The organism is Bacillus sp. AFS031507 (genome assembly GCF_002584635.1).
Lineage (GTDB): Bacteria > Bacillota > Bacilli > Bacillales > Cytobacillaceae > Neobacillus.
On sequence record NZ_NUOW01000012.1, the window covers coordinates 127,908 to 141,425 of the forward strand.

General features: G+C 38.6%; 12 protein-coding genes. 6 read left to right on the plus strand and 6 right to left on the minus strand.

What is annotated here, in order from left to right:
- Positions 1–21 precede the first annotated feature (21 nt).
- The 5 genes from COE25_RS11920 (at position 22) to COE25_RS11940 (ending at position 7,148) form a co-directional block, all read left to right on the plus strand.
- The gene (locus COE25_RS11920) at positions 22–177 is read left to right on the plus strand and encodes a FeoB-associated Cys-rich membrane protein (protein ID WP_088085970.1); all 156 of its coding nucleotides are present in this window, start codon (positions 22–24) and stop codon (positions 175–177) included.
- 110 nt (positions 178–287) lie between these two features.
- The gene (locus COE25_RS11925; protein ID WP_088085971.1) at positions 288–743 is read left to right on the plus strand and encodes a helix-turn-helix transcriptional regulator; all 456 of its coding nucleotides are present in this window, start codon (positions 288–290) and stop codon (positions 741–743) included.
- Positions 744–896: 153 nt separating this feature from the next.
- On the plus strand, positions 897–2,945 hold the full coding sequence (locus tag COE25_RS11930; protein WP_098932808.1) for a transglycosylase domain-containing protein: 2,049 nt from the start codon (positions 897–899) through the stop codon (positions 2,943–2,945).
- A gap of 433 nt (positions 2,946–3,378) precedes the next feature.
- The gene (locus tag COE25_RS11935; RefSeq protein WP_088085973.1) at positions 3,379–5,136 is read left to right on the plus strand and encodes an ABC transporter ATP-binding protein; all 1,758 of its coding nucleotides are present in this window, start codon (positions 3,379–3,381) and stop codon (positions 5,134–5,136) included.
- Positions 5,133–7,148: an ABC transporter ATP-binding protein gene (locus COE25_RS11940; RefSeq protein WP_098932809.1), complete on the plus strand. Its 2,016-nt coding sequence runs from the start codon at positions 5,133–5,135 to the stop codon at positions 7,146–7,148. The genes COE25_RS11935 and COE25_RS11940 overlap by 4 nt, the downstream gene beginning before the upstream one ends.
- Before the next feature lie 225 nt (positions 7,149–7,373).
- Here the strand turns inward: COE25_RS11940 and COE25_RS11945 are convergent, their stop codons facing one another.
- Positions 7,374–7,994 carry an NAD(P)-dependent oxidoreductase gene (locus tag COE25_RS11945; RefSeq protein ID WP_098932810.1) on the minus strand — a complete coding sequence of 207 codons (621 nt, stop codon included), beginning with the start codon at positions 7,992–7,994 and terminating at the stop codon, positions 7,374–7,376.
- 470 nt (positions 7,995–8,464) lie between these two features.
- Here COE25_RS11945 and fumC point away from each other — a divergent pair, with 470 nt between their 5' ends.
- The gene (fumC, locus tag COE25_RS11950) at positions 8,465–9,847 is read left to right on the plus strand and encodes a class II fumarate hydratase (RefSeq protein WP_098932811.1); all 1,383 of its coding nucleotides are present in this window, start codon (positions 8,465–8,467) and stop codon (positions 9,845–9,847) included.
- A 76-nt stretch (positions 9,848–9,923) separates the two neighbouring features.
- Here the strand turns inward: fumC and COE25_RS11955 are convergent, their stop codons facing one another.
- The 5 genes from COE25_RS11955 to COE25_RS11980 form a co-directional block, all read right to left on the minus strand.
- The gene (locus COE25_RS11955; RefSeq protein WP_026566044.1) at positions 9,924–10,127 is read right to left on the minus strand and encodes an alpha/beta-type small acid-soluble spore protein; all 204 of its coding nucleotides are present in this window, start codon (positions 10,125–10,127) and stop codon (positions 9,924–9,926) included.
- 634 nt (positions 10,128–10,761) lie between these two features.
- Positions 10,762–11,862, minus strand: a complete 1,101-nt coding sequence (locus COE25_RS11965) for an ABC transporter ATP-binding protein (protein ID WP_088085978.1) — start codon at positions 11,860–11,862, stop codon at positions 10,762–10,764.
- A 105-nt stretch (positions 11,863–11,967) separates the two neighbouring features.
- Positions 11,968–12,879: a PucR family transcriptional regulator gene (locus COE25_RS11970; protein ID WP_098932812.1), complete on the minus strand. Its 912-nt coding sequence runs from the start codon at positions 12,877–12,879 to the stop codon at positions 11,968–11,970.
- 129 nt (positions 12,880–13,008) lie between these two features.
- Entirely contained in the window at positions 13,009–13,200 is a 192-nt protein-coding gene (locus COE25_RS11975) for a hypothetical protein (RefSeq protein WP_088085980.1), read from the minus strand.
- An 80-nt stretch (positions 13,201–13,280) separates the two neighbouring features.
- Positions 13,281–13,490 (minus strand): YheE family protein, encoded by a 210-nt coding sequence (locus COE25_RS11980; protein ID WP_088085981.1) that lies wholly within the window; start codon positions 13,488–13,490, stop codon positions 13,281–13,283.
- Positions 13,491–13,518: the final 28 nt, after the last annotated feature.

A 13,518-nucleotide genomic window follows, 5' to 3' on the forward strand; every position in this document is an offset into this window, starting at 1 on the left:
TTCTTAAAAGAGGTGGAACAAATGATTGCCAATATTTTGATAGGGGCAGCTATTTTTGGATACGCGAGCTGGGCCTTAGTCAGGTTTATTCATAAATCGAAAAAGGGAAAATGCGGCGCATGTGATTTGAAAGATTCATGTTCTAGCAAGTGCGGCATCCCTCCTAAAATACAATAATTATTAAAAGACTGCTATCCATGAGGTAGCAGTTTTTTAATGATAATATTTGAATGATACGACAATCTAGTGTAAAATTACACTAGTTGCAATTGAAGGAAGGGCTGAACGTGACCAGGGATGAAATTATGATGCAGGTTTCTGAAAAACTTCGTCTCATACGAACCGAAGCAGGTTATACTCAGGATAAAATGGCAGAAATCATTGGTGTCTCAAAGAAAACACTTGTTCAAATTGAGAAAGGCAGAGTTCTTGCCAACTGGTCTACCGCTGTTTCGATTTGCGCTCTTTTTCGTGAAACGGAAACAGTCCAATTCTTATTTGGAAATGAACCGCTCGAAGTGTTAGAAACGGTTGCCCGCGAAGGAATAGATATTCGTAAATCAAAAACGTTTGGCGGCAGGATCTGGTGGAGAGTATTATCAAAGAAAAACGGTTATATTCTTCAACAAAATATTCTAAGTAAACATTTTCGCATCTTAGATGAAAGAAATTACCGCATCTTTAGCAGTATTGATGAAAAGCTTTCAAGACAACGCTTTAAAGAATTGACAAAAAATGAATAAAAGACATTGAAAAGATGGGAATTCTGCCCATCTTTTTTCTTTTTTGTGGAATACTAATCGGTGGAGTTATCTTTCATAGAAAACCATCATAAAATCAACCCCATAATCAAAAAGTATACCTGTTATAGATTACAGTTAAAGGATGTTTTTCATTTGGTATTTAAAGATAAAGTTAGTGCCATTTTTACAAATTGGAAAAAGTGGCACTTACTACAAATATTAGTGCTATCAGTATTGGTTCTCGTCTTAAGTTTTTTCGGTCTTCTTTATTATTTTTCCAAGGATGCAGATATTTCTGGACTTAAAAACGAGCTGCCCCAAGCAACAGTGTTTTATGATGTAAATGAGGATGTAGCAAGTAAAGTGTCGGCCAATAAAAATGAAGGCGTCTCAATCAAGCAGGTCCCTGATTCAATGAAAAATGCCATCATTGCCATTGAGGATCGTCGGTTTTATCAACATAAGGGTGTCGATTTAATTGGAACCGCTAGGGCACTCATCCGTGACTTAAAAGCAGGGGGAATGGTCGAAGGCGGAAGTACCATTACTCAACAATTGACAAAGAATACTCTACTTACATCACAAAAAACTTTAAACAGGAAGATGGAGGAAGTTTTTTTAGCACTGCAAATTGAACGGGAGTATTCGAAACCCGAAATCCTCCAAATGTATTTAAATCAAATCTACTTTGGAAATGGTGCATGGGGAATAAAAACTGCCGCCAGCAAATATTTTGCCAAAGAAGTGAAAGACCTATCAATCAGTGAATCTGCCTTACTCGCAGGGTTAATTAAAGCGCCATCTGCCTTAAATCCGTACGAACATATGGAGAAAGCGACTGAAAGGCGAAATCTAGTATTAACTCAAATGCGAAAACAAGGGTATATTTCGAGTCAGCAATATGGGAAGGCGAAGCATGAAAAAGTGGTTTTGAACGATAGGGGAGGGGACCTGTTCCGAGGTAAATTCCCATACTATGTTGATCAGGTATTAGATGAAGCAATCAACCAATATGGCTTATCACAGGATAAATTACTAACAGGCGGCTATCAAATTTATACAGAGCTGGAACCGGTGATGCAAACAGCAATGGAAAAGACGTATCAAAATGATACATTATTTCCAGAAGGAAAGGTTCTCCTTATACAGAGTGGCGGAGTATTAGTTGATCCAAAGACAGGCGGGATCAGGGCCATTATTGGCGGTCGAGGGAAACACACCTTTAGGGGCTATAATCGTGCTTCACAATTAGAAGCACAGCCAGGATCCTCCTTTAAGCCATTAGCTGTTTATACACCTGCACTGGAAAATGTCTGGAAAATCACCGATATGTTAAAGGACGAACCTATGGATTTTGGCGATTATCAACCGAGTAATTACGATCATCAATATGCTGGAGAAGTACCGATGTATGAAGCCGTAAAAGAATCAAAAAATGTTTCAGCAGTATGGTTATTAAACGAATTGGGAATCGAAAAAGGGTTAGAATCTGTAAAACGTTTTGGAATTTCATTGGACAAAAATGACCGTAATTTATCACTTGCCCTAGGAGGCTTGCATAAAGGTGTTTCTCCTTTGAACATGGCAGAAGCCTTTGCTGTTTTTCCGAATCATGGTGTAAGAGTGAAGACCCATGCAATCAAGAAAATTGTTGATGCAGACGGGAATGTAATCGCCGAGTGGAAAACAAAAAAGGAGCGAGTCACTACAAAAGCTGTTACCGATAATATGACAACAATGCTCCTTGGTGTAGTTGAACAAGGAACAGGAAGTGCTGCACAAATACCTGGCCGAGAAACGGCAGGGAAAACAGGTTCAACTCAGGTTCCAATCAAGGGAATCAATGGTGTAAAGGACCAATGGTTTGTGGGTTATACACCACAGCTGGTTGGAGCCATCTGGGTTGGCTATGATAAAACAGATGCCGAGCATTATATAACTCCTACTAGCAATAATGGTTCTGCGGTTGTTTTTCGTGAAGCGATGACGGAGGCACTAAAGAATACGCCATCGGAAAGCTTTAATGTCCCACATATTGCTTCATTGATAGAGAAGAAAAGGCAGGAAAAAGAGGCGAAGAAACGGGGGAATATTCAAGAGAACTTTAATAATGAGGTTCAGAAATGGGAAGAGAAGTGGAATAAGCAAAAGGAAAAGTGGAAGAAGAGGTGGAAGAGTAAAGGGAATAGTAAGGGTCACTAATATTTTTATCGTAATAGACAATAGATAAAACAATTCTGAAAAATGGGAATTGACTTTCAAATAAACTGGTGATAATCTAACAAAGGAAGAAAAAATAGGAAAGGGAGGGTTACAAAAATGATTAAATTCAATCAAGCTTTTTTACCAATTGAATATTTGAATGTAACCTGTCCTGAAGAATTTTCCAGTTAATTTTAGACGCGAAAATTAATAAATGACAAAAACACAGGTTACGTTTTATTTGATACGTAATGTGTGTTTTTTAGTCCCTTTTTTTAAAAGGAGGCATACTGCACTACTGCGGTATGTCTTTTTTTATAGATAAAAGTGCTTAAGGGAGGTAAATTTGATGGGGAAATTAGAATTAGTCAGGATTGGAAAGACAACGGAGGCGCTAGAAGGCGGATAGTAAAACATAAGGGGGCATTTAGTTATGTTTGCGGTATTAAAAAAATTAAGTTGGTTTTTTAGAGAAAATTGGCAACGATATGTGATCGCAATAACGCTATTAATTTTAGTCGGTATATTGGATGTGATGCCGCCAAAATTAATTGGAATGGCGATTGATGATATTCATGTCGGTATTATAAGTAAAGAGAAAATTCTCAGGTACCTCGGTTTCCTTTTATTAATCATGGTGTCATCCTATGCGGTCACCTATGTATGGATGTATCGTTTATTTGGGGGGGCCTTCCTCGTTGAAAGGAAACTCAGGTCTCAATTTGTCAAGCACTTATTAGCAATGACCCCGGGATTTTATGAAAAAAATCGAACAGGGGACTTAATGGCACGTGCTACAAATGATTTAAAAGCCATCTCCATTACAGCAGGTTTTGGGATCCTAACTCTAGTGGATTCTAGCGTCTGGATGTTAACCTTGCTGTTGACAATGGGACTTTTCATTAGCTGGAAGTTAACATTAGCGGCCATTATCCCGCTGCCATTTATGGCCATTTTAATGAAAATTTATGGAAAAAGAATTCATACTCGCTTTATGGACGCTCAGGATGCCTTTGGTGAATTGAATGACCGGGTGCTTGAATCTGTCGCAGGAGTTAGGGTCATCCGTGCTTATGTTCAAGAAGTGGCCGATAGTAATCGGTTTCATCAACTCACGGAGGATGTTTACCATAAGAATATTAGGGTTGCAAAAATTGATGCCTTATTTGATCCCACGATAAAGGTGCTTGTAGGAATAAGCTATTTAATAGGTCTCGGGTATGGTGCTTATTTGGTTTTCCATCAAACGATTACATTAGGCAATCTGGTTTCCTTTAATGTGTATTTAGGGATGCTGATATGGCCAATGTTTGCTATTGGTGAGTTAATCAATGTGATGCAACGAGGGAATGCCTCACTAGACCGTGTGAATGAGACACTTAATTATAAGGTAGAAGTTGGCAATCCACTCGAACCTGTTGCAATCGCTACAGCGGATCGTATTGATTATCAAAAGGTAACCTTCAGGTATCCATCTTCTAAAAATGACAATCTAAAAAATGTGGATGTAAAACTTCTTCAGGGGCAAACATTAGGAATTGTAGGTAAAACGGGCTCAGGAAAGACCACCTTTATTAAGCAGTTATTAAGGCAATATCCACTTGGAACCGGTGAGGTATCCATTTCAGGGGTATCATTAGAGGAACAAACCTTGAATCAAGTCCGCAACTGGATTGGTTATGTGCCCCAAGATCATGTCTTGTTTTCTCGAAGTGTGAAAGACAATATTCTTTTCGGCAGGACAGATTCTAGCGAAGAAGAGTTAGAAACAGCCATAGATTTAGCGGCGTTCCGTAAGGATCTTGAAATGCTTCCAGAAGGATTAGCTACGCTCGTAGGAGAAAAGGGTGTGGCCTTATCAGGAGGACAAAAACAACGGATCTCGATTGCCCGCGCGCTTATCAAAAATCCAGAAATCCTAATTCTCGATGATTCCTTATCAGCCGTTGATGCGAAAACAGAAAAACAAATTATTGATAATATCCGCCTAGTAAGAACAGATAAAACAACCATTATTACCACTCACCGAATGTCTGCTATCCAGCACGCAGACCATATTATCGTCCTTGATGAAGGCAAAATTGTTGAAGAGGGGACACATGAACAGCTCATCGAACAAGATGGGTGGTATAAGGAACAATTTATCCGCCAACAGATTGCAGGTAAGGTTGAGGAGGGGGTATCAGCATGACAACTGGGAAGCGATTAACCAGGTACGCTTTTACTTATAAAAAAATTATTATAGCGGCATTGCTTATGCTGACCATTTCTGTCGGAACCGACCTTGCAGGACCGTTTATTGCTAAAAATATTATTGATCAGCATATATTAGGGATTGAATCTGTTTGGTATGAAACGGCAAGGGGCAATCGGGCAGTGAATTATGACGGTAAATTTTACACAAGAGAAAAATATTTATCTAAATCAGAACAAAAGGGAAAACAAATTCAAATTTTGCAAGTCGGTTCCAAGTTCGTTTTCATTGACCAAAAACCTGAATTTGATGGGAAGAGAAGCTTAAGAGAAGGAATTTTGGAGATTAAAAATGGTGTGCGAAAGGCAGAGTATCAGGCGAAAACCCTAAAGGGGTCTGAAACATTGTCCTTTTACGAGCCAGAGATTCCAGCTATCTTTCAACTATTGGCCATCTATTTTGGACTCTTGGTTATATCAGCCGTTTTTCAATACGGTGAACATTTTTTATTACAAAAATCAGCCAACCGCATTATTCAAAAAATGCGCGAAGATGTCTATGGTCAGATACAACGGCTGCCGATTCATTATTTTGATAATTTGCCTGCAGGTAAAGTGGTAGCAAGAATCACAAATGATACTGAAGCAATCCGTGAGTTATACGTAACAGTTCTTGCTACCTTTTTTACTAGTGCCATATATATTACCGGTATATATGTTGCCTTGTTTATTTTGAACGTAAAGCTTGCAGCGATTTGTTTATTGTTATTGCCAATTTTATATGTATGGATGTTAATTTACCGGAAGTATGCTTCTAAATATAACCGAGTCATCCGGTCCAGGAATAGCGATATAAACGCAACCATCAATGAATCCATCCAAGGAATGAGTATTATTCAGGCATTCAATCGTGAAAAAGAATCAAAAGCAGATTTTGAAAAAATTAACCATGAACATTTTACGTACCAGAATAAGCTATTAAGTTTAAATGCATTAACCTCTCATAATCTGGTTGGGATATTAAGAAATCTCATTTTTGTGGCATTTATTTGGTATTTCGGGGGCCAGGCACTGAATACTTCTACTATCCTATCACTTGGGATGCTATATGCCTTTGTTGATTACATCAACCGCCTTTTCCAGCCTGTTCAGGGGATTGTCAATCAATTGGCTAATTTAGAGCAGGCACTTGTGGCCGGTGAACGAGTATTCAAGCTGATGGATGAGCCAGGGGAAAATGTTAGTGGTGAGCGGATTGCTCGTTTTAAAGGGAATGTAAGATTTGATCATGTTTCGTTTGGATACAAAGAAGGAGAATTCGTGCTAAAGAATATTGATTTTGAAGCGAAGCAAGGTGAAACAGTTGCCCTCGTTGGTCATACAGGTTCTGGAAAAAGTTCGATCATGAATTTACTTTTCCGCTTTTATGATTGTCAAAAGGGGAAAATTACGATTGATGGAAGGGATATTGAATCCATCCCACGTCAAACGATCCGAAACCATATGGGCATCGTTTTACAGGATCCCTATCTATTTACAGGAACGATTGCTTCCAATGTAAGTCTTAATGATCCTTCGATTACAAAAGAAAAAATCGAGAAAGCATTAAAGGATGTTGGAGCAGAAAAGGTATTCAAAAATTTAGAAAATGGGTATGATGAACCTGTTATTGAGAAAGGAAGTACCCTTTCGAGCGGGCAGCGGCAGTTAATTTCTTTTGCCCGCGCGCTTAGCTTTAATCCTGCGATTCTAATTCTTGACGAAGCCACTTCTAGTATTGATACAGAGACAGAAGCAGTGATTCAAGAGGCTATGGATGTCCTGAAAAAAGGGAGAACAACCTTTATTATTGCCCACAGGCTATCAACGATTCGAAATGCGGACCAAATAATTGTATTGGATCGAGGGACGATCGTTGAGAAGGGGTCACATGATGAATTGATGGAGAATAAGGGGAAATATTATCAGATGTATCAACTTCAGCAGGGCAGCACAGATCTAGCAGGATAGGAAAATGGCCTCTTAACGAAATTTGTAAAGGGGCCATTTTTCCACAAGATAAGTATAGGTTTTTGAATCTAGACAACTGTCTAGCTCCAGCGCCCAGCGGCTAGTGTACTTCGCCCTTTTCCCTACGATAAGTCAAGCACGAATGCGCTAGCGCTCTCCGTGTTTCCTTTATCTCAGTCAAAGTGCTCCAGTCCATACGCCGCTAAACGGGCGCTTGCGCTTTTCTTAATAAGTAAGTCCCACTCGCGAGCCAATAAATTGATTGTTAAAAAGCTGTTGAAAGGCGAAATCAGCCGTATCATAAATCGAGATGGAAGAAGGATGATCTGGTAGAAAGTCTTTTTCGTACCTGTAATACCCTTTTCTTTCACCTACAGGCAAGTAGGTAGGACATACAACCGTCCAATCAAGTCCAGAATCTTTTAGCATTAAATAGGCATTTAAATGTTCCTCCGCATCACGAGTGCTTTTCCGTTTCGACTCAGATGATTGAAAACGATATAAATGTGGGGCAGAACGAGCCTGCAGAATTCCTGCTGTACCAATTGTAATAATTCGTTTTATTTCCTGCTCTTTCATATGTTTAATGATTAATGGCATCGATTCAGACAGTGTGGTGGTGCCATTTGTATTTAATGCACTAATAACCACGTCTGAACCGGTTAGGCTATTCGTAATGTCTGTTTCATTTAGGACATTACCTGTCTTAACCTTAAGACCTGCACCAATATTGTTTAGCTTTTTCATATCTCTCACTAGTGCAGTTACAGAATGTTGCTGGGACATAGCATTTTCTAAAATGATCGTGCCTACCCTGCCCGTTGCACCAAAAAGGCAAATGTTCACAAAATGTTCACCTCTTAGTCAATAATGTGTAATAATCATCACTTGTCAAACCCGCCGCTTGTGATATTTTAAAAATGTTTAAGTATTTAAATAATATCGGGGTGGATGTATATGTCAGAGTATTCAGTAGTACTATTGATCGGTAGTTTTTTAATCCTTTCTTATTATATCGGATATACAATCATTAAACATTAATTTATTTACTGCAGACAAGTGTCTGCAGTTTTTTTATACTCTTTTTAACTTGTCTGTTGATTTCCGCTCCAGGCGCTTCGCTTTCCGCGGGCGGGTCCGGGGAGCCTCCTCGGCGCTTAAGCGCCTGCGGGGTCTCCCCTGTCCCGTATTCCCGCAGGAGTCTCGCGCCTTCCGCTCCAATCAACATGGCCTTAATAATTGTAATTTGATTAATAAAATGGGTAGGAATGGGTATATATATTGAAGTATACGAATTTGTGAGGTGTGGATGACACGTGGAAAATTATCGAATCGAAAAAGATACGCTTGGTGAGGTTCGTGTGCCAGTAGATAAATATTGGGGTGCGCAAACACAACGAAGTAAGGAAAATTTTAAAATTGGCACCGAAAAGATGCCATTGGAATTAATTTATGGTCTGGTTTTTATTAAAAAAGCTGCCGCAATTGTCAATTTTCAATTAGGAAAACTCAGCGAAAGGAAAATGAAAGCAATCATAAAAGTATGTGATTCTATTCATAACGGAGAGATAGATGAACATTTTCCATTGGTAGTTTGGCAAACAGGCAGTGGTACTCAATCCAATATGAACGTCAATGAAGTCATTGCCAATCGAGCGAATGAATATTTAAAAGAGCAAGAAGCCAATCTTGAAAAAATCCATCCGAATGATGATGTCAATATGTCACAAAGCTCCAATGACACCTTTCCAACAGCAATGCATATTGCTGCCTATACAAAAATAGTTGAGGATCTCCTTCCTGCTATTTCAGAATTAAAAAACACGCTACTTGTAAAAGAGAAGGATTTTTCAAAAATAATCAAAATAGGGAGAACTCATTTGCAGGATGCAACACCACTAACGCTGGGACAAGAGATCAGCGGATGGCGGGTAATGCTTGAAAAATGTGAAAGGATGATAACAGAGGCAACCCAGTATCTGCTTGATTTGGCGATAGGAGGGACAGCGGTTGGTACAGGAATCAATGCTCCCTCACAGTTTGGAGACAAGGCTGCCGAGCAGATTTCCATGCTTACAGGTTATCCATTCGGTTCCTCTGGGAATAAATTTCACGCATTAACAAGTCACGATGAAATTGTTCATGTTCATGGGGCGCTAAAAGCTTTGGCAGCTGATTTAATGAAAATGGCTAATGATGTCCGCTGGCTTGCTAGTGGGCCGCGCAGTGGAATCGGTGAACTTAGCATTCCCGAAAATGAGCCAGGGAGCTCAATTATGCCGGGGAAGGTTAATCCTACTCAGAGTGAAGCGTTGACGATGATTGCGTGCCAGGTTTTTGGGAATGACGCCACCATCGGTTTTGCGGCAAGCCAAGGGAATTTTGAGTTAAATGTGTTTAAACCAGTTATAATTAATAATTTTATCCAATCAATCAGGCTCCTTTCGGATGGAATTAATTCATTTAATAAAAATTGTGCCTTAGGTCTCCAAGCCAATGAAGAAATGATCAAAGAGCATGTAAACCGATCTTTGATGTTGGTTACAGCGTTAAATCCTCATATTGGCTATGAAAAGGCAGCAGAAATTGCCAAACTTGCTTATAAAGATAATTGCTCATTAAGGGAAGCGGCCATAAAAATAGGTTATGTTACAGAAGAACAGTTTTCAAAATGGGTCATGCCTGAAAATATGATTTAAACAAAATGAAAGCCCCCTCCAAAAGGAGGGGGCTTAGCCATAATATTTATTTGTATTTACTGGGTTTTTCTAAAAATTAGCGTTGGAATCCGCCAAGTTGAGACTCAGCCATTGCTACAAGACGCTTTGTAATTTCTCCTCCAACAGATCCGTTGGCACGTGAAGTAGTGTCAGCACCAAGATTTACACCAAATTCTGAAGCAATTTCATACTTCATTTGACTAAGAGCTTGCTCGACGCCTGGTACTAGAAGTTGATTAGAGTTGTTGTTACTTGCCATAGTTGAATAACACTCCTCTTAATAAGTTTGGGGTCAGTATGGAATTGAACCATAATGGAGATTAAACCATTGCCGCCTTGGCCTAACCCATGTTATCAATGTTACCTTTGATAAGCTTCTACAAATTGGAGATTCTTTCATTGTCTTTTGTTTGGTTGGATGAGTCGGACTTGCACCGGCTATTACCCTTTTTGGTTTCACCCATCGTTGTAAGTAGGTGTTGCTTGCTTTGTAATACTTATTATGATTAAAACGGAAAGACTTATTCGAGAATTAAATTGGTAATTTATTCCATCACATATGGTTTGCAAGTTAACACAAACTAAGAATATCAACTAAACAAAAGGGTGATTTGTATGTCTGTATGCCCAATATGTAATGGTTTTCGGGAAGCTTACTTATTATGTACAAGTTGCGGTGAACCTATGATGGAGAGTGGACGTCTCATGGATTTTTATGATGATTATAGTCCATATATGGAAATAGATCTAATGAAGATGGAGGATGGGTATCCTGATACAAATTCAGGTCAAAAGTGTCCCCATGTGTATCGATGTCCTTCCTGTAATAAAGAAGAAGTATTCTTTATAAAAGAATAAGCCCCGTTTCGTGAACGGGGCTTATCGGTTCTTAATTATGGGCGGATTCTTGATTCTGTTTCAACATCAAAGAAGTGTGCTTTGTTCATATCAAAAGCTAGTTCTAATGTATCGCCAGGATGAATATCTCCACGGGAATCAACTCGGGCTACGAAATCTTGGCCGCCAATGCTTGAATAGATCATTAATTCTGCACCAGTTAACTCTGCAACATCAACGTTAGCATTAATTTTTGTACCTGCAGATGCATCAATGAAAACTGGCTCATCATGAATATCTTCAGGGCGAGTTCCAAGAATAATTGATTTTCCAACATAGCCTTGTTCACGAAGATATTTCATTTTTCCTTCTGGAACGGCTATAGATGTTTTTCCAATCACAAATTTTCCATCTTCTAGTTTTCCGTTAAAGAAGTTCATTGCTGGAGAGCCGATAAAGCCACCGACAAAGACATTCTCAGGCTTTTCATACACTTCTTTAGGTGAACCAACTTGTTGAATGACACCATCCTTCATAACAACTAGTCGAGTAGCCATTGTCATTGCTTCAGTTTGATCGTGCGTAACATAGATAGTAGTTGTATCTAAGCGGCGGTGAAGTTTTGCAATTTCAGCACGCATTTGAACACGAAGCTTTGCGTCTAGATTTGATAAAGGTTCATCCATTAAGAATACCTTTGCATCACGGACAATGGCACGTCCTAATGCTACACGCTGACGCTGTCCACCAGATAGAGCTTTAGGTTTACGGGTTAAGTATGCCTCTAAACCAAGAATTTTTGCAGCATCTTGTACACGACGATCAATTTCATCTTTAGGGAACTTGCGCAGTTTTAAACCGAATGCCATGTTATCATATACCGTCATGTGTGGATAAAGAGCGTAGTTTTGGAAAACCATGGCGATATCACGATCTTTCGGTGCTACGTCATTCACTCTTTTACCATCAATGTAAAAATCACCTTTTGAAATATCTTCAAGACCAGCAATCATTCGAAGTGTAGTAGATTTTCCGCACCCAGATGGTCCAACAAATACGATAAATTCTTTATCCTCAATATGTAAATTGAAGTCTTGAACAGCGGTTACTTTATTATCATAAATTTTATAAATGTGATCTAATTTTAACTCTGCCATTAGTAATTCCTCCCTTTATCTTGTTAACAATATTGTACAATTAGAGGGCGAAAATCAGTATGGACAGAGTGCACAAAGATTGAAAGCGCTTTTTTGGGCAGGTTGTTACTTTTCTAGACTCTGCTCAAATAGTAAACACGCTAAAAACACTGTAAAGGCACCGTAAAAATCCTTTAATTGGATTCCAGATTTATCGATGAATTTATCGATCCTGTATTGAAGTGTATTTCTATGAATATACAATTTTTTTGCCGTTAAGCTGGCATTTAAATTATTCTCAAGAAAGACTTTTATTGTTGAATACATCTCTGTGTCTTCATTAAATACCCCAAAGATTACTTGATTGACCATTTGTTTTAAATCAGCCGGCAAGTGATAAGCTAAATAGGCTGGGAAAACACGCTCAAATGTAAAGATATTCAAGTGGTTCACAAGATTCGCAATCCCAAAAGAGAAGTATTCTTTCTCCTGAAGATATTTTGCGCGGAGTTGATTGGAAAAAGGATGGAACTTTCCGAAAAAAATAGAAATTTTTACATAAAAATCGCTTTCTAATGTTTCAGTCATTGAAATCAAATCTTCTTCTGTCAGAGCAATTGCGCTGCCTGCTTCAATGACAATACCTCGATTGCTGTTTTCCCAGATAACTATGACTTCTTCAGAAAAAAAGCCTTTTAAGGCAGACTCAATTTCGCTTTGATTCGTATCATCGCTGTTAAATTGAAACTGAATGAAACGAAGATACGTCTCAGGTTTACAAGTCGGGAGAGGACCATCCAATAATAAATAGGTATCCCATCCCTTCGCAGCGGAATTGCTCGCAGGATTTTTATATTCAACTAATTGGTAAATTGTTTTAAGAAGGGTTAATTCCTTTTCAGTTACCACAGCTTTAGGAATAGCGATCCATTCGTTTTCAATCTCATTATAGAAGATATAAAATTGTTCAGAGGGATTCACTGGCTTATCTTGAAACAAAATGGAATTCTCATAAATAGACAATAATTTTTTTAACATGGTTGATTTCCCCGTTTTTTAATATTTACTTGATTCATTTATTATACAGTAGTTGATAAAAGCAAGAAAATAATAAAGGCTAGCCTTTGTTAATCCGGGCTAGCCTATCATATATGGTGGTAATAAAGATTAATCGCATTCATAGGGTGGTTGTTCTTCAAGGAACTCATGGGCTTCTTCGATATTAGTTGTATCATGGCGTGAATGGACAGAACCACCAGACATGCCTTCGTTAATCATACGGTCCACATCCATGAACACCTTATCTCTTCCTTCATAAGCAGAACCTAAATCCGTTACCTTGTCTTTTCCTTTATCCATAACCATCATCCCTTTCAGTAAACTATTTCTAGTTTGTGGAAAAGATGAGTTTTCATACGCTTTAAGATCCCGGTATTACATTATTCATAAACATGGTAAAGCATCAGTTCATGGATTTGGCTTGATAATGCCTCGATCTCATCTCGTTCAGGCACATTTGTTGTCCATTCTATATTCCCTGTTTGATGATAAATTCCGGTGACTCTTTGCTTTTTATGATAAAAGGAAAAATTCCATCCCGGAATATTTTTATTTTCAAATAATGGCTTGAATTGAAAGTGCATTAACATCGTGAAATCCCCCTTTTAATTTACTTAC

Bases quoted from the DNA above. Each gene is read 5' to 3' on its own strand.
- COE25_RS11920 (WP_088085970.1), top strand. From the start codon at position 22: ATGATTGCCAATATTTTGATAGGGGCAGCTATTTTTGGATACGCGAGC.
- COE25_RS11935 (WP_088085973.1), top strand. From the start codon at position 3,379: ATGTTTGCGGTATTAAAAAAATTAAGTTGGTTTTTTAGAGAAAATTGG.
- COE25_RS11940 (WP_098932809.1), top strand. From the start codon at position 5,133: ATGACAACTGGGAAGCGATTAACCAGGTACGCTTTTACTTATAAAAAA.
- COE25_RS11955 (WP_026566044.1), bottom strand. From the start codon at position 10,127: ATGGCAAGTAACAACAACTCTAATCAACTTCTAGTACCAGGCGTCGAG.
- COE25_RS11965 (WP_088085978.1), bottom strand. From the start codon at position 11,862: ATGGCAGAGTTAAAATTAGATCACATTTATAAAATTTATGATAATAAA.
- COE25_RS11970 (WP_098932812.1), bottom strand. From the start codon at position 12,879: ATGTTAAAAAAATTATTGTCTATTTATGAGAATTCCATTTTGTTTCAA.
- COE25_RS11975 (WP_088085980.1), bottom strand. From the start codon at position 13,200: ATGGATAAAGGAAAAGACAAGGTAACGGATTTAGGTTCTGCTTATGAA.
- COE25_RS11980 (WP_088085981.1), bottom strand. From the start codon at position 13,490: ATGTTAATGCACTTTCAATTCAAGCCATTATTTGAAAATAAAAATATT.